At 24.6% G+C, this 20946-nt stretch carries 20 protein-coding genes, 1 tRNA gene and 2 pseudogenes; 9 read left to right on the plus strand and 14 right to left on the minus strand.

The window, feature by feature from the left end; all coding sequences use genetic code 11:
- Window position 1: 1 nt before the first annotated feature.
- Entirely contained in the window at window positions 2–199 is a 198-nt protein-coding gene (locus H0H55_RS03105) for a hypothetical protein (protein WP_238784152.1), read from the minus strand.
- A gap of 369 nt (window positions 200–568) precedes the next feature.
- On the opposite strand from H0H55_RS03105, the gene H0H55_RS02715 reads away from it, so the two are divergent.
- Window positions 569–641 (plus strand) — tRNA-Phe (locus H0H55_RS02715).
- 3 nt (window positions 642–644) lie between these two features.
- On the opposite strand, the gene H0H55_RS02720 is transcribed toward H0H55_RS02715, so the two are convergent.
- From H0H55_RS02720 to H0H55_RS02735, 4 genes are read right to left on the minus strand one after another with little or no spacing between them, the layout of a single operon-like run.
- A complete protein-coding gene (locus tag H0H55_RS02720) occupies window positions 645–1148 on the minus strand; it encodes an OmpH family outer membrane protein (RefSeq protein ID WP_185861213.1) in 504 nt (167 codons plus the stop codon).
- A 31-nt stretch (window positions 1149–1179) separates the two neighbouring features.
- Window positions 1180–3690 (minus strand): BamA/OMP85 family outer membrane protein, encoded by a 2511-nt coding sequence (locus H0H55_RS02725; RefSeq protein WP_185861214.1) that lies wholly within the window; start codon window positions 3688–3690, stop codon window positions 1180–1182.
- Between the two features lie 15 nt (window positions 3691–3705).
- Window positions 3706–4437 (minus strand): isoprenyl transferase, encoded by a 732-nt coding sequence (locus H0H55_RS02730; protein ID WP_185861215.1) that lies wholly within the window; start codon window positions 4435–4437, stop codon window positions 3706–3708.
- Between the two features lie 37 nt (window positions 4438–4474).
- A complete protein-coding gene (locus H0H55_RS02735; protein ID WP_185861216.1) occupies window positions 4475–5359 on the minus strand; it encodes an NAD kinase in 885 nt (294 codons plus the stop codon).
- Between the two features lie 70 nt (window positions 5360–5429).
- On the opposite strand from H0H55_RS02735, the pseudogene H0H55_RS02740 reads away from it, so the two are divergent.
- The 3 genes and pseudogenes from H0H55_RS02740 to aroQ all read left to right on the plus strand — a co-directional run bounded on the left by H0H55_RS02740 (window position 5430) and on the right by aroQ (window position 7499).
- Window positions 5430–6343, plus strand: a pseudogene (locus tag H0H55_RS02740) (mevalonate kinase family protein).
- 1 nt (window position 6344) lies between these two features.
- Entirely contained in the window at window positions 6345–7055 is a 711-nt protein-coding gene (locus H0H55_RS02745) for a pseudouridine synthase (RefSeq protein ID WP_185861217.1), read from the plus strand.
- 13 nt (window positions 7056–7068) lie between these two features.
- A pseudogene (gene aroQ, locus H0H55_RS02750) lies at window positions 7069–7499 on the plus strand (type II 3-dehydroquinate dehydratase).
- Here the strand turns inward: aroQ and yihA are convergent.
- The 5 genes from yihA to H0H55_RS02775 are packed head-to-tail and all read right to left on the minus strand — an operon-like array spanning window position 7460 to window position 11133.
- Complete coding sequence (yihA, locus tag H0H55_RS02755) at window positions 7460–8095, minus strand: ribosome biogenesis GTP-binding protein YihA/YsxC (protein ID WP_185861218.1); 636 nt, start codon at window positions 8093–8095, stop codon at window positions 7460–7462. The pseudogene aroQ and the gene yihA overlap by 40 nt on opposite strands.
- Entirely contained in the window at window positions 8070–8849 is a 780-nt protein-coding gene (locus H0H55_RS02760; protein ID WP_185861219.1) for an alpha/beta fold hydrolase, read from the minus strand. The genes yihA and H0H55_RS02760 overlap by 26 nt, the downstream gene beginning before the upstream one ends.
- Before the next feature lie 4 nt (window positions 8850–8853).
- Window positions 8854–9612 (minus strand): ribonuclease III family protein, encoded by a 759-nt coding sequence (locus tag H0H55_RS02765; RefSeq protein ID WP_185861220.1) that lies wholly within the window; start codon window positions 9610–9612, stop codon window positions 8854–8856.
- Window positions 9602–10861, minus strand: a complete 1260-nt coding sequence (gene fabF / locus H0H55_RS02770; protein WP_185861221.1) for a beta-ketoacyl-ACP synthase II — start codon at window positions 10859–10861, stop codon at window positions 9602–9604. Before fabF ends, H0H55_RS02765 begins: the two co-directional genes overlap by 11 nt.
- Before the next feature lie 26 nt (window positions 10862–10887).
- Window positions 10888–11133: an acyl carrier protein gene (locus tag H0H55_RS02775; protein ID WP_185861222.1), complete on the minus strand. Its 246-nt coding sequence runs from the start codon at window positions 11131–11133 to the stop codon at window positions 10888–10890.
- Window positions 11134–11221: 88 nt separating this feature from the next.
- Between H0H55_RS02775 and H0H55_RS02780 the strand changes: the two genes are divergently transcribed.
- Window positions 11222–12805, plus strand: a complete 1584-nt coding sequence (locus H0H55_RS02780; protein WP_185861223.1) for a phosphoenolpyruvate carboxykinase (ATP) — start codon at window positions 11222–11224, stop codon at window positions 12803–12805.
- Between the two features lie 8 nt (window positions 12806–12813).
- On the opposite strand, the gene H0H55_RS02785 is transcribed toward H0H55_RS02780, so the two are convergent.
- A complete protein-coding gene (locus tag H0H55_RS02785; RefSeq protein WP_185861224.1) occupies window positions 12814–13413 on the minus strand; it encodes a riboflavin synthase in 600 nt (199 codons plus the stop codon).
- 41 nt (window positions 13414–13454) lie between these two features.
- Between H0H55_RS02785 and pdxA the strand changes: the two genes are divergently transcribed.
- On the plus strand, window positions 13455–14498 hold the full coding sequence (gene pdxA, locus H0H55_RS02790; protein WP_185861225.1) for a 4-hydroxythreonine-4-phosphate dehydrogenase PdxA: 1044 nt from the start codon (window positions 13455–13457) through the stop codon (window positions 14496–14498).
- Here pdxA and H0H55_RS02795 read toward each other — a convergent pair.
- Both H0H55_RS02795 and atpD read right to left on the minus strand, forming a co-directional pair.
- Window positions 14493–14723 carry a F0F1 ATP synthase subunit epsilon gene (locus tag H0H55_RS02795; RefSeq protein ID WP_185861226.1) on the minus strand — a complete coding sequence of 77 codons (231 nt, stop codon included), beginning with the start codon at window positions 14721–14723 and terminating at the stop codon, window positions 14493–14495. The genes pdxA and H0H55_RS02795 overlap by 6 nt on opposite strands.
- An 8-nt stretch (window positions 14724–14731) precedes the next feature.
- Complete coding sequence (atpD, locus tag H0H55_RS02800) at window positions 14732–16234, minus strand: F0F1 ATP synthase subunit beta (RefSeq protein ID WP_185861227.1); 1503 nt, start codon at window positions 16232–16234, stop codon at window positions 14732–14734.
- A gap of 77 nt (window positions 16235–16311) precedes the next feature.
- Here atpD and H0H55_RS02805 point away from each other — a divergent pair, with 77 nt between their 5' ends.
- From H0H55_RS02805 to H0H55_RS02810, 3 genes are read left to right on the plus strand one after another with little or no spacing between them, the layout of a single operon-like run.
- Window positions 16312–17253 (plus strand): bifunctional riboflavin kinase/FAD synthetase, encoded by a 942-nt coding sequence (locus H0H55_RS02805; protein ID WP_185861228.1) that lies wholly within the window; start codon window positions 16312–16314, stop codon window positions 17251–17253.
- A complete protein-coding gene (locus tag H0H55_RS03110; protein WP_238784153.1) occupies window positions 17234–17695 on the plus strand; it encodes a hypothetical protein in 462 nt (153 codons plus the stop codon). The genes H0H55_RS02805 and H0H55_RS03110 overlap by 20 nt, the downstream gene beginning before the upstream one ends.
- Before the next feature lie 23 nt (window positions 17696–17718).
- The gene (locus H0H55_RS02810) at window positions 17719–19893 is read left to right on the plus strand and encodes a PD-(D/E)XK nuclease family protein (protein WP_238784154.1); all 2175 of its coding nucleotides are present in this window, start codon (window positions 17719–17721) and stop codon (window positions 19891–19893) included.
- Here the strand turns inward: H0H55_RS02810 and leuB are convergent.
- Window positions 19887–20945 (minus strand): 3-isopropylmalate dehydrogenase, encoded by a 1059-nt coding sequence (leuB, locus tag H0H55_RS02815; protein ID WP_185861229.1) that lies wholly within the window; start codon window positions 20943–20945, stop codon window positions 19887–19889. The genes H0H55_RS02810 and leuB overlap by 7 nt on opposite strands.
- Window position 20946: the final 1 nt, after the last annotated feature.

Genomic DNA, 20946 nt, shown 5'->3' on the forward strand with positions numbered 1-20946 from the left:
ATTATTTAACAGGCAAAGTTCCACTAATATTTTTTAATCTAATTTTTTTTAAATCTTCAGAAGCTTCAATCCCATTTTTTGCATGCAACACAATTCCATATGAATTAGATATAATTGTATATTTTTTATTAAATATTTTTTTATTTTTTCTATCCCAAAAAATTTCATCAGTTCTTAAAAAATATCCATCAGGACTCATTATTTTTATATTCCCTTTAATATGATAGAATATCTTTTCAACTGATTTAACCCAATTTGCACTAATATAAGTATATTTATTTTTATCATAAATAAATAAATTTAAACCATTCGGAAATAAAGTGTAAAAAGGGTATTCGTAAATTACGGGAGTATAAATTATAAATTTTAATATTCCTTGTTCTTTATAAAAAATGTTTGTTTTAATAAAGATACTTTTATATGCTTTTTTTTCATTTTTTACATTATTTTTTTTTAAATATTCTTTGTCTACTTGAACACAAGAAAAAAGAAAAAAAAATAATAAAAAAATATAATAACGAAATTGATTCTTAGTTATCCTAATTATTTTATTTACTTTTGTTCTTAAGGTATCTTAGCTCAGTTGGTAGAGCAAAGGACTGAAAATCCTTGTGTCCCCGGTTCGATTCCGGGAGATACCACATTTATTTTACTCCTAATTCTTTTTTTACTTCTTCAGTTATATCTTCTCCTTTATTAACTAATACTCCTTTTCCAGGACTACAATCATCTACTCTCATAATATTTTTATCTTTATTTATTACTTTATGTATAGCATTCTCAATTTTTTTATATATAGGATTCAATAATTTATTTTGATTTTTAGTTAAATCATCTGCCGCCATTTTTTGATAAGCGTGAGCTCTTGCTTGTAAAATTTCTAGTTCTTTTTTAAGAATTGGGTTTTTATTTTTTTTAAATTTTTCTGCTTTTTTGTGAAATTCCTTTGCTAACTTATCTAATATATTTTCATGAATTTTACTAATTCTATCCAATTCTTTTTGAGCAGTAGAAAATTCAGGAATTTTTTCTATCAATGCCATACTATTTAGACAAACTATTTTTTTATGACATTCTTGATTCTTAGAATATGAATATTCAAATAAGAATAAAAATAATAAAAAATAAAGAATTGTATTTTTTTTCATATGATTTTTGATATTTTTATTTCGTATTATGTTACAAATCCTTTCCTATTATCAAGTGTGTTTTCCATTTTGATTTATTGAAACCATGAAATATATCATTGTCTATAGGATATCCGAAATCTATCCCTAAAAAACCGATTGGACCCCAAAAAAAACGAATACCAAATCCAAAAGATTTATGCATAACAAATGGATTAAATTTTTTGTAAGAATCACCAATATTACCTCCTTCTATAAAACAATTCGACCAAATTTTTAAATTGGGTAAATTTTTAATTAAATAACGCATTTCAAAAATAATTTTATTATAAATTATTCCTCCATTATTTAATATTTGATTTTTAAAAGAATATCCTCTCAATGGAATATGATCTTTTTCATATGATTTTGATCCTAATAAACTATTGTGAACTCCTCCCATATAAAACTTTTGAAATGAAAATAATTCTTTTGAATGATCATATTGTCCTAAATAACCCAATTCTCCTCCTATTTTCAATATCATATTATTTATTATTTCATGATACCAATATAAAACTGTTTTCAGTTTAAAATATTCCATCCATTCTTGATCTTTATAACTTTTAAAAAATACTGAATATGGAAGAGTAAATACGCCATTAAACTGAATTTTAGATCCTTTAAAAGGAAAAATTATATCTGGTTCTGTTGAAATTCTTTGTAAGGAAATTAAATAGCTAAGATTATTAAATTTACGTTCTTGATATGAGTCTGAGGAAATTTCTTTCTTGTAAAGGAATTTTTCGTAATCTATAGACGTCAAAATTTTTGAATAAGGATCCAAAAAAAACAAAGATTTATTTAAATCAATAGAAATAATTTTTTTTTCTAAAAATTGTTTTTTGTCATGTAACGTTTGAGAATTTTTATATTTTTCAGATAAAAAATCTAAATCATCTTCGTTTTTTACTTTTTTTATGGAGTATTGACTTTTCAAAGTCAAAGAAGTAGGATTTTCTTTTTCTATCCAAGGTTCCGTAAAAGAAAATCCATAAGATGTAAAGTCTTTTCCTAACTGACTATAAATAACTAATTTTTGTCCATCACCTTGAGGAATGGGATTCCATAATTTCCAATTGAAAATATTTATAAAAGAAAAATTTTTGATATTTAATTTAAAATTTCCAATAATTTTTCTAAAATTTTTTCCCCCAAAACCTCCATAAAATTGCAATTCATTAGTATTTTTTTCCACAACATGCCACTCGATATCTATTGATCCATTTTTTTCGTTTGGTTTAATTTTATGATAAACTTTTTCAAATAGATTTAAATTTTCTAAATGTAGTAAACTCTGTTGAATTTTTGCAATAGAAAAAAGATCCCCCGGATAAGTTTCCAATTCTCTTCTAATAACGTGATCTTTAGTTATTGAGTTTCCTAATATAATAACTTTATTTATATATACAGGTTCATTTTCTCTTATTTGAATTTCTATATCTATTTGATTATTCAAAATTTTTTTTTCTATAAAAGAAACGTTAACAAATAAATAACCTAAGTTTAAATAAGTATATAAAATACTGTTAGGATATGAAATATTTGAAATATTTCTATTAATCCCAATTTTGTTATAGACATCTCCTTTCTTATAAAAAAAAATTTGATTTAAAAAATTTTTTTTTAAGCTTTTATTTCCTAAAATATTTACATTTCCTAAATAATATTTTTTTCCTTCTATAATTTTGATTTTTATTCCATAATTACCAGATTTTTTTTTCCATACAGAATCTAAAAGTACTTGAATATCTATAAATCCTATAGATTGATATTTTTTCTTGATATTTTTTAAATCTTCTTTTATGTTATCTTGAACAAAAAGAGGTTTTTGAATCTTAGAAATTATAGGATAAAGATGCCTTTTAGTTTGATTCATTAAATCCAGTAATTCTTTATCTTGAATAGCTTGATTTCCATTAAATAATATTTCTTCTATTTCAATTTTTTTCCCTTTATTGACATATAAACATAATATATTTTTCTTATGACTCTTATTGATTTCACTTTTTATATGAATTTCATGATATCCTTTTTTTGTATAATATTCTTGTATATCATTTTTAATATTTTGAATTAAGTCACCAGAAATTTTATCTCCGATTTTTATTTTTTTTATGTTAGGGAACTGATTTTTTTGAATTCCATTTACTTTTATTTCATGAATTTCCTCTAAATCTTCCAAATTAAAAAATAAATCAATTTCATTGTTATATATATTTTTTTTATAAATAGATATATTTTTAAAAAGATTACTTTTCCACAATTTTTTTATAATACTATCCGTTTTAATTCCATCAGAATCAATTGATTCTCCAGGATAAATTCCTGATAATTCAGAAATAAAATGACTATTATATTTAGTTTTTCCTATGATATGTATTTCTCTTACAATGAAAGAAAATTTTTTATTTAGAATTTCATTATTCATCTTAACATCAAAAGAGAATAAATATCCTTGTTGGATTTGTATGATTGTTACAACTAATAAAAAAACGATACCTGTTAAAATATTTTTTTTCATAAAAATGCAAAAGAATTATTCCACGTTTCCAAAACGACGTTTTCTTTTCTGATAATTTATAATAGCTTCAAAAAAATCTTCTTTTCTAAAATCAGGCCACAAAATATTCGTAAAATATAACTCTGCATAAGCTGATTGAAAAAGTAAAAAATTACTGATACGTTGTTCTCCACTTGTTCTAATAATTAGGTCTACATCTGGTAATTTTTCAGTGTATAAATGACTTCTAAAAACAGAGTAGTCAATGTCTTTTATTGACAAAAAACCATCGCATACTTTTTTTGCGATTTTTTTTGTTGCTCTTAAAATTTCTTCTCTAGCACTATAACTCAATGCTAAAACCAAAGTACAAGATGTATTGTTTTTTGTTTTTTTCATGAAAAAAGACAACTCTCTCTGAATCATTTCAGAAAATCTTTCTATTTCTCCTATAGTAATAATTTTGACATTTTTTTCATGAATTTCTTCCAAATAAACTTTTAGATTGGTATGAAATAAGTACATCAAATTATCTATTTCTTGTTTAGGTCTTTTCCAATTTTCAGAAGAAAATACATATAGAGTTATATAAGGAATCCCCAACTCTTTACATCCATTTATGGTATCTCTTACAGATTGTATTGCTTTTTTATGACCGAATGTTCTCATTTCTCCCCTTTTTTCAGCCCAACGTCCATTTCCATCCATAATAATAGCTACATGATGAGGAATATTATTATAATCTATTTTTTCTAATAATTTTTTCATAAAAAAATTATAAACACATATTTTACAAATATAATATTTAATTTCGTTGATCCATTCCCCATAAGAGTTTTTCTCTCAATGTTTTATAATATGTATTTTTTTCTTCTTGAATTAAATATATGTAAAAAGGAGCCTTCTGAATGTATAATTTATCATCCTGATTCAAATAAGTTAATCTTGTATCCATAGATAAAGAATAAGATTTTACACGACTATGTATTTTTAACAAAATTTTTTGATGATCTGATATAATTAATGGACGTGAAAATAAATTATGTGGAGATATAGGTGTTAGAACAAAATTCTTATTCTCAGGACTGATAATAGGACCTCCACAACTAAGAGAATATCCGGTAGAACCAGTAGGCGTAGAAACAATTAATCCATCAGCCCAATAAGAAGTCAAAAATTCATTATCTATATAAGCATCTATAGTAATCATGGAAACCGTTTCTTTTCTCAGAATAACGATTTCATTTAATGCAAAATTATAAAATTTATGATGATCTGTAACAGAAGTTTTTAATGATAACAAACTTCTAGGCATTATATGAAGTTTTTTATTGAAAATTTGATCAATTTTTTCAATAAAAACATCTTTATTAAAAGAAGCTAAAAAACCTAAATTACCCGTATTAACTCCCACTATAGGAATTCCGGAATCTCTGATTAATGTTATAGCGGATAAAATAGTTCCATCTCCTCCGAAAGTAAACATTAAACTAAAATCTTTAGTTAATTCTTTATGATGAGAAAATACAGGAAAATCTAAATTTTTGAATTCTTTAAAAGAAGATAAAATATTCAAAAATGATTTTTCAATATAAATTTCTATCGAGTGACTCGATACATAGCCTATGAACTGATTCAAATATGGTATATTTTTTTCACAAAATTTTTGTCCATATACGGCTACTTTCATAATAAATTATAAAAATTACGAAATTATGTATTATATTTTAAATTAAAATAAATCAATAACTTAAACACTGATGAAAAAATCTTTGTTCCCTGCAAAAATATTGCTGTTTGGAGAATACGGAATTTTGAAAAACTCTAGTGGACTTTCTATTCCTCTTAACATTTATAAAGGAACCTTAAAAATTGATTCTAAATTTAATAAAAACATTTTACATTCTAATTATGAGATTAAAAAATTTCATAATTTTTTAGAAAAAAAAAATGCATTTTAAAAAAATTAAATTTAGATAAATTACATGAAGATGTGCAAAAAGGAATATATTTTCATTCAAATATCCCTCAAGGATATGGAATCGGAAGCTCTGGTGCACTAGTTGCTGCTATTTATCATAAGTACGCAAAAAATAAATTAAAAGATCATCTACAAAAAAATATGATCACATTAAAAAAAACATTCAGTCATATGGAATCTTTTTTTCATGGAAAAAGTTCTGGTATAGATCCTTTAATTTGTTATTTCAATAAACCTTTACTCATTCGATCAAAAACAGATATTTCTATAATAAAGATTTCAAAAAATAATACAGGAAAAGGAGCTATTTTTTTATTAAACTCCGGAATTCCTAGTAAAACTAATTTTATGATAAAATTATTTTTAAAAAAATTAAAACATGATAGTTTTAAAATTATTTTTTCAAAATTTATGAGATATAATGAAAAATGTATTGAAGCATTTTTAAAAAAAAATTTTAATATTTTATTAAAAAATGTTAAACTATTATCTATTTTGGTTCTAAATCATTTTCGTTCTATGATTTTAAAAGATTTTTTTGAAATATGGAAGAATGGAATATCCAATAATATTTATTATTTAAAATTATGTGGTTCTGGAGGAGGAGGTTTTATTTTAGGTTTTACACATAATTATGATTTATCAAAAAAAGAATTAAATAAATATACGATGAAAGTACTTTTTCGTTTTTAATATGCATCATAAAATTAGATTAAATCATTACTTATCCAATGCAGGTATTTCTTCTAGAAGAAAAGCAGATCAACTTATTCAGTCAGGGGCAATAGAAGTAAATGGAAAACCTGTTTGCAAACTGGGAACAGTTATTCATTTAAATGATGTTGTTAAATTTCATGGATCAAAAGTTAAGTTGAAAAATAAAATTTATATATTGCTCAATAAACCTAAAGGTTTTATTAGCTCTACACGAGATCAATTTAATAGAAAAACAGTAATGAATTTAATTCCTTCCTTTTCTAAATATAGAATCTTCCCTGTAGGAAGATTGGATTATTCTACTACAGGTATTATGCTTCTCACAAATGATGGTTATATAGCAGAAAAACTGACTCATCCTAAATATCATGTGAAAAAAATATATCATGTATCATTAAATAAGAAAATTAAAAATGAAGATTTACATAAAATCAGAACAGAAAAAATTCATTTAAAAGAAGGAAAGGTAAAAGTCATGTTTGTTAATAAAAAAAATTCTGAAAATCAAGTAGAAATAGGATTATTTATCGGATGGAATAGAGTCATCAAACGAATGTTTAAGAAATTAAATTATCAAGTTATTCGATTAGATCGAGTTAATTTTGCTGGACTTTCAAAAAAAAATCTTCCAATAGGAAATTGGTGTTTCTTAAATAAAAGAGAAATAGAAAATATTACTAAATATTAATTTTAAATTTTACATGAAAAAAATAATCATTATTAATGGACCTAATTTAAATCTTTTAGGAATAAGAGAACCTGAATTATATGGAAATGAAAAATTCTCAGAATATCTTAAAAAATTAAAAAAAAAAAATTATTTTCTAACATAAAAATTCTATATTACCAAAATAATAGTGAAGGTAAAATCATAGATATCCTACAAGATGTCGGATTTAATTCTGATGGAATTATATTAAACGCAGGAGCTTATACTCATACTTCTGTAGGAATTGCTGATGCAATTAAATCTATAAATTCACCCGTTGTAGAAGTTCATATATCGAATATTTATTCTAGAGAATCTTTTAGAAAAAAATCATTTATTTCTCCTGTTTGTAAAGGAACTATTTTTGGATTCGGATTAAAATCTTATGAATTAGGAATAATAAGTTTTTGTTTACTTGACTGAGACTGATAAAAATTATTTAATTTTTTGATATGTTGAATCAAATTTTTGATTCCATATTTATTTTTTACGGAGACCTTGAACCATATGGGAATGTGAAACATATTTTCTTTTATCTTTTTAAGACATAAAGAAATATTTTTATTAATCAATCTATGATTTTTTAATTTATCAATTTTAGTGAAAACAATATCAAAATGTATCTTCATTTCATTTAATTTTTGTATAAAATCTAAATCTATTTTTTGTATAATTAATCTACAATCTATTAAAAGAAATAAAAAAATCGTATTTTTTTTATAAAAAATATAATCTTTTATTAAAGATTGTGTTTCTTCTTTACTCTTTTTTATAGAAAAAAACCCATAACCTGGTAAATCGGTCAGATACCATTTATTGTTGATTAAAAAATAATTTATGCATTGTGTTCTTCCAGGATAAGAAGAAACCTTTGCTATTTTTTTTTTAACTATACTATTTATCAAACTAGATTTTCCAACATTAGAACGTCCTATAAAAGCATATTCAGGACTATGATGAACAAATAAATGATTAACATTTTTTAAACTTACTTTAAATTTTACAGAAGTAATTTTCATGATTAAAATTAAATTTAGAAAGCCACTTCTCTAATATTTTTATAAACATTTTTGGATGCTCCATCATAGGAGCATGACCACATTTATCTATCCAATATAATTCCGAATAAGGTAATAATCTATGGAATTCTTTTGCGACTTCTGGAGGAGTTACATGGTCTTGTCTTCCCCAAATTAAGCAAATAGGTTTTTGAATAACAGATAGATCTTTAGACATGTTATATTTCATAGCACTTTTTGCAATATATAGAGTTTTAATTCCTTTTTTTTTATCATTTACAATATGAAAAACTTCATCCACTAATTCTTTAGTAGCTATATTAGGATCATAAAATACTTCTTGTGATTTTTTTCTAATATATTCATAATTTTCTCTTCTAGGAAATGCATCCCCAAAAGCTTTTTCGAATAATCCAGAACTACCTGTTAAAACTATAGAGTGGACTAAATCCATTCTCTCTTTCGCTATAATTAAAGCAATATGTCCTCCAAGAGAATTTCCTATTAAAGTAGCTTTTTTGACACCTATTTCAATTATAAATTGTATAATATATTTAGAAATATTAGAAATATTAGTTAAAAATAATGGCATATTATAAAGAGGTAATGAAGGAATAATAACTTGATAACCTTTTTTTGGAAAAAAGTCTAAGAGAGCTTTGAAATTGCTCAGACTCCCCATTAATCCATGAAGTAAAATTAAAGGATGACCTTCTCCTTTTTTTATATAAGGAAATTTTCTTTTTTTAAACATAAAATCATACGATTTTTTTATTTTTTTTTTGCATTGTCCTCTGAACAATTAAGTAAGCTTCTTTAGCCGCCATTTCTTCTGATTTTTTTTTAGAAAAACCTCTTCCTTTAGTTTTAATTCCACATTCTGATATTGTGAATTCAGATAAGTAAATAATTTTATTTTGATTTTTATTTTCTCTAAAAGTTTTAAAATTTATAAAAAATTTCTTTTTTTGGGACCATTCTATAATCCATACTTTATAACTGAAAATTTCATTTTGCAATTTTTCAATGTTCACATGAGTATGTAAAATTTTTTTATGTACGAAATCTTCACAGCCTTGATATCCTATTTCAAAATCAATAAATCCTATTAACGCTTCGAGTGTGTTCCCCAATATATTATCAGATATTATAGGTTTATCTAAAAAAATATCTGCAATCGTTAATTTTTTAGAAATTTCATTTAAATTTCTTCTACATACGATTTTTGATCGTATGATAGTTAATTCTCCTTCTTTTTTATCAGGAAATTTTTTACACAAAAAATGTGATATTATAGAATTCAATATAGCGTCTCCCAGAAATTCTAGTCTCTGAAAATTAATAAAATAATTTTGATTTAAATTTCCTTTTTTTTTATAAAAACTATATATAAATACTTCTTTTAAAAATCTTGTATTTTTTGGACAAAAACCTAATATTTTAATCAACCTACTAACTAAGATAGAATAATCGTTTTTTTCGAATTTTTCAAAAATAGTACCGTTTTCAGATAACATTTATTTTTTTAAATAAAAGACAAACATTATGTCCTCCAAAACCAAAAGTATTGCATATACTAATTTGAACTTCTTTTTTGATCGCTTGATTTGGAGTTAAATTTATTTTTGGATCTATATTTTTGTCTATATGAAATAAATTTATAGTTGGAGGAATAATTCCTTTTGTTAAAGGAAGAATAGAAGCAATGGCTTCTATTGCTCCTGCTGCACCTAATAAATGTCCAGTCATAGATTTTGTAGAATTAATATCTACGTTAGAAATATTTTTATGAAATACTTTTTGAATTGCTTTGATTTCTGCAATATCTCCTAATTTAGTGGATGTTCCATGGGAATTAATGTGATCAACTTTTTGACATTCAATACCAGCATCTTGTATTGCTGATCTCATCGCTAAAACGATTCCTTTTCCTTCTGGATGAGGCGCCGTAATATGATAAGCATCACCAGACATTCCTACTCCTCCTATTTCCGCATATATATTAGCTCCCCTTTCTTTAGCATGTTTATATTCTTCAAGAATAAGACATCCTGCTCCTTCTCCCAAAACAAATCCATCTCTGTTTTCGTCAAAAGGACGTGATGCTGTTTTATAATCTTCATTTCTAGTGGACAAAGCATGTAAAGCATTAAAACCTCCTACTCCACTTTGCGTGATAGCAGCTTCAGATCCGCCAGTAATCATAATATCAGCTTTACCTAAACATATTAAATGATAAGCATCTACAATTGCATTAGAAGATGAAGCGCAAGAAGATACTGTAGCATAATTCGGACCATGAAGACCATAATTTATAGAAATAACACCAGCAGTTATATCTATTAACATTTTAGGAATAAAAAATGGACTAAATCTAGGATATTTTTTTCCATATATATAATCAGAAATAGATTCTTCTAAATTTAAAAGCCCTCCTATTCCAGATGCCCAAATAACTCCTATTCTTTCTCTTTTTTCTTTCGAAAAATTAATTCCACTATTTCTTATCGCTTCTTCAGAAGCAACAAGTCCGTATTGTGCACAAGGATCCAATTTTCGGATTTCTTTTTTATTAAAAAAAATACTTGGATCATAATTTTTTAATTCACAAGCAAATTTAGTTTTATATTTTTTAGTATCAAAATAAGTAATAGGGGCACAACCGTTTTTACCGTTAATAAGAGAATTCCAATATTCTTCTATGGTATTACCTATAGGAGTAATAGAACCAATACCAGTAATTACTACTTTCCTTAATTTCTCCATATTTATTCAAAGAAAAAGCCTTATAATCATTTTTTTTCTATCAAAAGATTTTCTATAGCTTGGATGGCTTCCCCTACTGTTGTTATTTTCTCAGCTTTTTCATCAGAAATACTAATATCAAACTCTTTCTCAAACTCCATAATGAGCTCCACTATATCTAAGGAATCAGCCCCTAAATCATTAGAAAAACTAGCAGTAGAAGTAATCTCACTCTTTTCTACTCCTAATTTTTCTACAATTATAGCATTGACTTTAGATGCGATATCAGACATAAATTCAGAATTTTTTTTATGATACAAAATTAGTAAACTTTTATAAATCATATATAAATTTGCTTTACGTATAAATGGTATATGATATATGATCTCTTTTTCTCTAGAAAGTTATGGAATTTTCAATTCTTTATATAATTGGCAATTGACTCCTGATGAATTACAAAAAATTATTATTCAAAAAAAAATGGGATTGGAAACAAAATCAGGTGTTTTAGCTATAAATACAGGTTTTTTTACTGGAAGATCTCCTAAAGATCGATTTATTGTGAAAGATAATATTACAGAAAAAAAAGTTTGGTGGGATGAAAAATTTAATCAATCCTTTAATTCAGAAAAATTTGACTTTTTATATAAAAAAATGGCAAAATATTTATCTGGAAAAACATTATATATCCGAGATGGATATCTTTGTTCTGATAAACGTTATCAATTGAATGTTCGCTGTATCAGTGAATATCCATGGTCTGATCTATTTATTCACAATCTTTTCTTAAGATTTTCGAATTTAAATAAATTTTTTCCCGATTGGTTATTATTATGTGCTCCAGGATTTCAGGCTAATCCAACCAAAGATGGAACAAGAAACAAAAATTTTTCTATATTAAATTTTTCTAAAAAAGTGATTTTGATTGGAGGATCAGGATATACAGGAGAAATTAAAAAATCTATATTTTCTGTTCTCAATTTTATCCTTCCTATATATAAAAATGTTTTTCCTATGCATTGTGCCGCGAATGTAGGAAAATATAAAAAAGATACAGCTTTATTTTTCGGGTTATCTGGAACAGGAAAAACTACAATTTCTAATGATACAAATAGAAACTTAGTTGGAGATGATGAACATGGATGGACTTATGATAACATTATTTTTAACTTTGAAGGAGGATGTTATGCAAAAATATTGGGTATTTCTAGAGAAAATGAACCAATGATTTATCATGCTATAAAAAAAGGAGCTATGTTGGAAAATGTAATTTTCAAAAAATCAACTGGGGAAGTTGATTTTTTGGATGATACTATTACTCAAAATATGAGAATTAGTTATCCTATTCATTTTATAAATAACATTGAAAAAAAACTATTGTCTTCCAATATAAAAAATATTTTTTTCCTAACATATGACGCTTTTGGAGTGTTTCCTCCTATAGCAAAACTTAATAAAGCACAGTCTTCTTATTATTTTTTATTAGGATATACATCTAAAGTAGCCGGAACTGAATTAAATATTCAAAAACCACAAGCAACTTTTTCTTCTTGTTTTGGAGCTCCATTTATGCCTCTACATCCTGTTCAATATACAAAAATGTTGATGAAAAAATTAGATAATCCTAAAATCAATGTTTGGATGATTAATACTGGATTAATATCGGGAGGATATTCATCTGGATATCGTATTAAATTAGATGATACACGTAAAATTGTCAAAAATGTTTTGGATGGTTTTTTGTCAAAAGTTCCTTATGAAAAATATCCCATTTTTAATTTTAAAATACCAAAATATTGTCCTGGAGTATCTTCTAACATATTAAATCCAAAAAATTCATGGAAAAATGAAAAAATGTTTAAAAATCAAGTCAAAATACTTGCCGAAAAATTTATTAAACATTTCGGTATATATCAACAATATATAGACAAAAATATTTCATCAGGAGAACCTATTTTAGAATAATCAGCATATTATTTATTATACATTTTTTGTATAGTTTTATTAATATACTTTCCTAAAATATCAAATTCTACATTTACAATATCACCAATCTTCATTACATGAAGGTTGGTTTTTTCATAAGTATAAGAAAGAATAGACACGTTAAATGTGTGTTGATCACATGTTATTATAGTAAGACTTATTCCATTAATTGCAATAGATCCTTTTTTTACAACTACATCATCCAATTTTTTTTTAGATTTAAAAGAAAATATCCAACTTCCACTTTTATTTTCAATTTTTATAATCGTAGCTATCGTATCTACATGTCCTTGTACTATATGTCCATTTAATCTTTCATGCAAGGTTATTCCTCTTTCTAAATTGATTTCATCTTTAATTTTTAAAAAATTTAAATTAGTACATAATAAAGTTTCTTCAGAAGCTATGACTGTATAAGTTTTTTGATTAATATTCATCACACTTAAACATACTCCATTATGGCAAATACTTTGATTTATTTTAATTTCTTTATCTAAAAATGGATTATTTAAAGTGATATATAGATTATTTCTATTACGATTTAATCGATGTACTTTTGCAGTGCATTCTATAATTCCAGTAAACATAATGATTTGTAATTTTATACAAATTAATCTATTATATTATTATGAATTATAAAAAAAAAAAAATTAAAGTTGGATTTACCACAGGTGATATTAATGGAATAGGAATAGAGATTTTTTTGAAAGTATGTTATAAGAAACAACTTTTAGATTTTTTTACCCCAGTATTGTTTGGATCAACAAAATTATGTTTTTATTATAAGAAAATTTTGAACATGGAAATTCATAATATACAAGAAGTAAAAAAATTCAAAGACGTCTCGGATTATAAAATCAATGTATTCAACATATGCAAAGATGACATTATTAAATTTGAATCTATCAAAATCAATCAACCCGAATCAGTCAAATATCCAATTTTATCTTTAAAAAAAGCTGTAAAAGCCTTAAAAGAAGGAAAAATAGATGTACTTGTAACAGCTCCAGTTAACAAAAAGTTTATGAACCTAAAAAATTTTTCATTTTTAGGTCATACTGAGTATTTGCAAAATATTTTAGAAGGAGAATCCTTAATGTTTATGATTCACGACATTTTAAAAATAGCTTTAGTAACCAATCATTTACCTTTAAAAAAGATTAGTTCAGAATTAAATACAAAAAAAATAATAAAATCAATTAAGATTTTACATCAATCTCTGATTATTGATTTTTGTATAGAAAAACCTAAAATTGCAGTTCTAGGATGTAATCCACATTCAAGTGATAATGGATTAATAGGGAATGAAGAAAAAACAAAAATCAAACCGGCTATTGATAGCCTATTTCAAAAAAAAGGATGGTTAATTTTTGGACCTTATCCTTCAGATAGTTTTTTTGGTAATCAAAGCTATCGAAATTTTGACGCGACTTTAGCTATGTATCATGACCAAGGATTGATTCCCTTTAAAACTTTAACTTTTAATCAGGGAGTAAATTTCACAGCAGGATTATCTCACATACGAACATCTCCTGATCATGGAGTTGCCTATGATATAGCTAAAAAAGGAATTGCGAATGAAAATTCATTCGAAGAAGCTATTTTTCGTGCTATAAAAATATTCAAAAATAGAAAAGAATACATGAAGTTAAGTTCATCTAACTTATCATAAAATTATAATAACCATGTTTTTTTTTACTTGTAAAAATCCTCCTTTTATTTTAATCTTCTTTTTTTCTGATTCTAATTCCAATTTTAAAAAACCATTTTTTAATATAGAAATCAATGGAGCATGATTTTTCAATATCTGAAAATATCCACAATAACCAGGAGCTATAATAGAAATTATATTCCCTTGAAACAAAATTTTCTGATAACTGATAATTATAATTTTCATAAATTTATTTATGTCATTTTCTTTCCACTCTCTATAACTTGTTCAATAGTTCCTTTTAAATTAAAAGCAGCTTCTGGAATTTCATCTAATTTTCCATCTATTATCATATTAAATCCTTTTATAGTATCTTCAATTTTTACAAATTCTCCTTCTATTCCAGTAAATTGTTTTGCAACATGAAATGGTTGAGATAAAAAACGTTGAACACGTCTAGCTCGAGATACTATTAATTGATCTTCTTCACTTAATTCTTCTATTCCCAATATTGCTATGATATCTTGTAAAGAATTATATTTTTGAAGAATTTTTTTGACTTTTTGTGCACAATTATAATGATCTTCATCTATTATATCTGGAGATAAAATACGTGAAGTCGAATCTAAAGGATCTACTGCAGGATAAATTCCTAAAGATGCTATTTTTCTGGACAAAACAGTAGTTGCATCCAAATGCGAAAATGTAATAGCAGGAGCAGGATCTGTTAAATCATCTGCAGGAACATAAACTGCTTGTACTGAAGTGATGGACCCTTTTTTTGTTGAAGTTATTCTTTCCTGCATAGAACCCATTTCAGAAGATAAAGTAGGTTGATATCCTACTGATGAAGGAATTCTTCCTAATAATGCTGAAACTTCTGATCCAGCTTGAGTAAAACGAAATATATTGTCTATAAAAAATAATACATCTTGTCCTTCTTTTCCTTTCGAACACTGATCCCTATAATATTCAGCTAAAGTTAATCCTGATAAAGCGACTCTAGCTCTAGCACCAGGAGGTTCATTCATTTGTCCAAAAATAAAAGCTGCTTTAGATTCCTTCAAAGATTCTCTATCTACTTTAGAAATATCCCAATATCCTTTTTTCATAGATTCCATAAAAGACTTTCCATATTTTATAATTCCAGATTCCAACATTTCTCTCAATAAATCGTTTCCTTCTCTAGATCTTTCTCCTACTCCTGCAAAAACAGATCGTCCTCCATGTACTTTTGCTATATTATTAATTAATTCCTGTATCAATACAGTTTTTCCAACTCCTGCTCCACCAAATAATCCAATTTTACCTCCTTTAGGATAAGGTTCTATTAAATCTATAACCTTAATACCTGTATACAAAATTTCTGTATCAGTTGATAAATCTACAAATTCAGGAGGTTCATTGTGAATAGGTTTTTTTTGAGATCTATCTATATCTCCTAATCCATCTATACAATCTCCTAAAACATTAAAAACTCTACCATTAATAGATTCTCCTATAGGAACACAAATAGGTTGATCTAATGCATAAACTTCTTGACCTCTTTGCAATCCATCAGTTGAATCCATAGATATGCAACGAACATTGTTATCTCCCATATGTTGTTGAACTTCCAATACAATTTTATTTTTTTTAGATAAATTGATTTCTAAAGCATCATATATTTTAGGTATATAGGATGTTTCTTTAAAAGAAACATCAATAACAGCCCCTACAATTTGAGTAATAATTCCCTTGATTTTTTTTTTATGCATTATGTAATCCCTTTTTGTTTGAATATTTATACAGTTATATTTGCAGTTGTAAATGTAAGAGAAAAAAGATAAAAATTTTGAAAATTTATTCATTGATTGATGAATTTTCTTCTTTATATCCATGTGTATTTACATTTGGTGTTTTTGATGGTGTTCATATTGGTCATCAAAAAATTATTAAAGATTTAATTTTAAAATCAGAAAAAAAATATTGTTCAGTATTACTAACTTTTCATCCACATCCACAAGAAATATTAAATACTGATAAAAAGTTCTTGTATTTAAATACTCTTTCTGAAAGAATATCCCATTTAAAAAAAACAGGAATTGAACATTTGATTATTCATCCTTTTACAAAAAATTTTTCAAGATTAAAGACGAAAGATTTTTTAAGAAAAATTTTACATCCTAAATGTAAAATTGAACAAATCATTATTGGATATGATTCACATATAGGAAAAAATAGAGATAATTCTTATGAAGAATTAAAAAAATTTTCTCATATTTATAAAGTTAAGGTCTATCAAGTCAAACCCTATGATTTTAAAAAAAAAATAGTAAGTTCGACTCACATACGTGAGTCTCTTTTATTAGGCAATATGCAATGGGCTAACCAAGCTTTGGGTTATTTTTATACGTTATCCGGTAATGTCATACAAGGAAAAGGAATCGGAAAGTTGATCAACTTCCCCACTGCAAATTTACAAGTGGATTCAAAAAAATTGATTCCAAAAAAGGGTGTCTATGCTGTAAAAATTAATTATTTAAATAACATATATTTGGGCATGTTAAATATAGGAATTAACCCAACTATAGAGAAAAAAAATAAAAAAATTAAGATAGAAGTGCATATATTCGATTTTTTTGAAAATATATATGGAAAAAAAATAGATATTTTGATGATCAGTATAATACGTGAAGAAAAAAAATTTAACACTATTCAAGAACTAAGAAAACAAATATATATAGACAAAATAAACATAAAAAAATTTTTTTCTTGTGAAAAAAAGAATCGATAAAATTACTGAATATATTTTCAAAAATTTTAAAAGTAAAATTTTTTTTATATCAAAAGATTCTATTATTATAGAATATATAAAAAATAAATACAGTTCAAAATTTAGTTCAGAAACAAAATTTTTTACAATCAAAGAATTGATTGAAGAAATTTCTGGACTAAAAATTATAGATCATCATTCAATATTACTTTACTTTTTTTCTATTTTAAAAAAAGATGATTTTACAGAAAAAAAATTTCATGATTTTTTTAATTGGGGCCCTAGAATATTAAATGATTTTCAAAATTTAGATTTAAATCTAGTTGATATTGAACATTTTTTTTCTTACATGATTTCTACAGAAAAAATAAATAAATGGGATCTTGATCTTTTAAAACAAAAAAATTTTTTTTTTGGGAAAAAATTCATAAATACTATTATATTTTACGATCTCAACTTTTAAAAAAAGAAATTGCTTATTACGGAATGCTTTTTAAAACGGCAATCTATCGTTTAGATTCCTTTTTACATAAAAAGATAAATTTTAAAATTATATTACTTATTATTGATCATGTAGTATTTAATGAATGTGAAAAAATTTTTATTCAAAAAATTATTCAAAAAGGATTAGTATATGATTTATATGAAAAAAATATTCCAATTTCATCTTTAAAATCTTTAAATGAGAATCAAATTTTTAATTCAAAAACATTTTTACAAAAAAATTGTTTCAAAATTGTTTCTGTTTCAAAAGAAATAGAGCAAATAAGAATTGTAAAAAATATTATAGACAAATTAATCAAAAAAAATAAAAATCCTGAAAAAATATTACTAATACCAGGAGAAAAAAATTTGACTTTTCCATTAGCAGATGCCATAAAAAAATTAGGTGTTAACATATCTTTAAATATAAATTATTCATTAAATAATATTCCTATTTATTACACTTTTTATTCTATATTTCAACTATTAATCAAAAAAAATCAACTTAAAAAATTTTTAAAAAGAGATGTGATAAAAGTGTTGTCCAATGGATATATTCAAAAATTTTTCTTAAAAAAAAATTCAATATTAAAAAAATTGAATCAGGAAAATGATTCAGATTTTGTTTGCGAAAATGTAATAAAAAAATATTTATACAGAAATGATCTATGGATGATTTTTCAAATTCAAACTCATGATATAAAAATAATTATTGTAAGTATCATTAGTTTTATTAAAAAATTTAAAAAATTTCTTTTTTCAAATAAAAAAAAACACTTTTTAGAATTAAAATTTATTTATAAACTAGAAATTTATATAAAAAAATTAAGGATAATAGTTAGGAAAAACAAAAACCTATTTATAGGAATCAATGATATATATAACATATATGAAGAGTTTACTCATACAGAAAATATACGATATATATATAATAAATATAAAAGAGGATTGTACATAACAGGTTTTATAGACGTTTTTTTTAAAAATTTTGATTATGTGATCATTACTTCCTTTAATGAAGGAGTCATCCCTCCAAATCATAAGAATTCTTTTATTCCCTTTAGTATATGTAAAAAATTACAAATCAATAATAATTTTAATGAAAATTTTTATTTTCATCATTTCACGAGAATTATGAAATTCTCAAAAAAAATATATGCAATATATAAAAATCAACAGGATGAAATTAATTCTGGAGAGAAAAGTCGTTTTATTCATAGAATGGAAATAAATTCAAAAATTTCAGAAGAAAGAATAAAAAAACCATTCTTTCCTATCAACTTAAAAAGACAACCTATTATTATTAATAAAACAAAATCTATCATTCAATGTTTAGATAAATTAATCAATAAAGGATTATCCCCTTCTTCTATTCATTTATATAATGACAATCCTCTTTTATTTTATTATAAGAAGATACTTAAATTGAATGATACAGAAAAAACATCTCACAAAAAAAAAATAGGGAAAATCATTCATCAGATATTAAAAATTTTATATGATCCTGTAAAAGAAAATTCGATGACTCTCGATTGTATTTATAATATGAAAAAAAATTATAAATCTATTATAAAAAAAATCATGATAGGAAAAGATGAAATTTTTGAAATTGAAGGAAATAATATGTTTTTTTATCACATTATCAAAAATTACATAAAAAATTTTATTTCATGGGATGAAAAATTTATTAAAAATGGACATAAAATCGTTATCAAAGAAATAGAACGAAAAGCATCTGCGATATTAAAAATCGGATCAAAAAAAGTAAACTTACATGGGATTATTGATCGTATAGACGAATACGACGGGATTACTCGTATTCTTGATTATAAAATAGGATTTTCAAAAATTAAAAAGATTAATATTTCTTCAAAAAATATAAAAAATATTTTTTATGATACAAATTACACGAATACCATGCAATTGTTAATTTATGTTTATTTATGGTTCAAATCTTCTAGATTCAAAGAATCTCAAAAAAAAACTCCTGTCATTGGAATTGTTTCTCCTGAAATGAATGGAAATATATTGCAAATTCCTGTAAATATTTTTCGTTTTCAAAATGAAAATACAAATATAACATATGCAGATTATCAAATAAAGATTCTCCCATTTTTGATTCAAAGAATTTATGACATTTTAAATCCTAATATTCCAATTATAGAAAAAATTTATTGATTTAGAATATATTTTTCTATGTAATTACCTACCTCTTCAGTGGTATAAGATGATTCTATATTCACAATATCTTGTGTACATACTTTGTTTTCAATAGAATTTTTAACAGCCGCTTCTAAAATATTTTTTTCTTTATGCATTCCAAAATATTCTAACATCATAGATGCTGAAAGTATACATCCTAAAGGATTTGCTATATTTTTCCCCTTTGCTTGAGGATAAGAACCATGTATCGGTTCAAACATTGCTTGATATTTTCCTATAGAGGCAGAAGGCAATAACCCTAAAGAACTCGTTAAAACACAGGATTCGTCTGAAAGGATATCTCCAAACATATTATCCGTTAAAATTATATCAAATTTTTCAGGATTCATAATAATTTGGACAGCTGCATTATCTATATATAAAAAATCTAGATTGACATTTGGATAATCTAACGATATTTTTTGAATGATTTCTCTCCATAATCGAGATGTTTCTAATACGTTAGCTTTATCCACCAATGTTACTTTTTTTTTACGATTCATAGCAGCTTGAAAAGCCATTTCTCCAATCCTCTCAATTTCTTTTTTAGAATAAATACAATAATCATAAGCTATTTCTCCATTTTCTGAACGACCTTTTTTACCAAAATAAATTCCACTTGTTAATTCACGGTATATAATAAAATCAACTTTTTTTAGTAATTTTTTTTTTATAGGAGATTTATTTAGTTTTGGAAAAACTATTATAGGACGAATATTACAATATAAATCCATTTTTTTTCTTAGTTTTAATAATCCATCTTCAGGCCTCATCCCTCTCGGGTTATGATCATGTTTTGGATCTCCTACACAAGAAAACAAAATAGCGTCAGATTTTAAACAATTATTTATAGTTTCTTCTGGCATAGGATTTCCTAATTGATCTATAGCTTTAGATCCAGCTAAAACATTTTGATAACGAAAATCGTGATCATATTTTATAGCTACGGAATTTAAAACTTTTATGGTTTGTTGAATAATTTCTGGACCAATTCCATCTCCTTCTATTACAGAAATATTTTTAATCATG

Source organism: Blattabacterium cuenoti (assembly GCF_014251795.1).
Classification (GTDB): domain Bacteria; phylum Bacteroidota; class Bacteroidia; order Flavobacteriales; family Blattabacteriaceae; genus Blattabacterium; species Blattabacterium cuenoti_AB.

What these genes read in the sequence shown, in the direction of transcription:
- H0H55_RS02775 (WP_185861222.1), bottom strand. Translation starts at nt 11,133, where the DNA reads ATGTCTGATATCGCATCTAAAGTCAATGCTATAATTGTAGAAAAATTA.
- yihA (WP_185861218.1), bottom strand. Translation starts at nt 8,095, where the DNA reads ATGAAAATTACTTCTGTAAAATTTAAAGTAAGTTTAAAAAATGTTAAT.
- H0H55_RS02745 (WP_185861217.1), top strand. Translation starts at nt 6,345, where the DNA reads ATGCATCATAAAATTAGATTAAATCATTACTTATCCAATGCAGGTATT.
- H0H55_RS02725 (WP_185861214.1), bottom strand. Translation starts at nt 3,690, where the DNA reads ATGAAAAAAAATATTTTAACAGGTATCGTTTTTTTATTAGTTGTAACA.
- H0H55_RS03105 (WP_238784152.1), bottom strand. Translation starts at nt 199, where the DNA reads ATGAGTCCTGATGGATATTTTTTAAGAACTGATGAAATTTTTTGGGAT.
- H0H55_RS02780 (WP_185861223.1), top strand. Translation starts at nt 11,222, where the DNA reads ATGATCTCTTTTTCTCTAGAAAGTTATGGAATTTTCAATTCTTTATAT.
- H0H55_RS02765 (WP_185861220.1), bottom strand. Translation starts at nt 9,612, where the DNA reads ATGTTATCTGAAAACGGTACTATTTTTGAAAAATTCGAAAAAAACGAT.
- H0H55_RS02735 (WP_185861216.1), bottom strand. Translation starts at nt 5,359, where the DNA reads ATGAAAGTAGCCGTATATGGACAAAAATTTTGTGAAAAAAATATACCA.
- H0H55_RS02720 (WP_185861213.1), bottom strand. Translation starts at nt 1,148, where the DNA reads ATGAAAAAAAATACAATTCTTTATTTTTTATTATTTTTATTCTTATTT.
- H0H55_RS02810 (WP_238784154.1), top strand. Translation starts at nt 17,719, where the DNA reads ATGCTTTTTAAAACGGCAATCTATCGTTTAGATTCCTTTTTACATAAA.
- H0H55_RS02785 (WP_185861224.1), bottom strand. Translation starts at nt 13,413, where the DNA reads ATGTTTACTGGAATTATAGAATGCACTGCAAAAGTACATCGATTAAAT.
- atpD (WP_185861227.1), bottom strand. Translation starts at nt 16,234, where the DNA reads ATGCATAAAAAAAAAATCAAGGGAATTATTACTCAAATTGTAGGGGCT.
- fabF (WP_185861221.1), bottom strand. Translation starts at nt 10,861, where the DNA reads ATGGAGAAATTAAGGAAAGTAGTAATTACTGGTATTGGTTCTATTACT.
- H0H55_RS02730 (WP_185861215.1), bottom strand. Translation starts at nt 4,437, where the DNA reads ATGAAAAAATTATTAGAAAAAATAGATTATAATAATATTCCTCATCAT.
- H0H55_RS02760 (WP_185861219.1), bottom strand. Translation starts at nt 8,849, where the DNA reads ATGTTTAAAAAAAGAAAATTTCCTTATATAAAAAAAGGAGAAGGTCAT.
- pdxA (WP_185861225.1), top strand. Translation starts at nt 13,455, where the DNA reads ATGAATTATAAAAAAAAAAAAATTAAAGTTGGATTTACCACAGGTGAT.
- H0H55_RS02795 (WP_185861226.1), bottom strand. Translation starts at nt 14,723, where the DNA reads ATGAAAATTATAATTATCAGTTATCAGAAAATTTTGTTTCAAGGGAAT.
- leuB (WP_185861229.1), bottom strand. Translation starts at nt 20,945, where the DNA reads ATGATTAAAAATATTTCTGTAATAGAAGGAGATGGAATTGGTCCAGAA.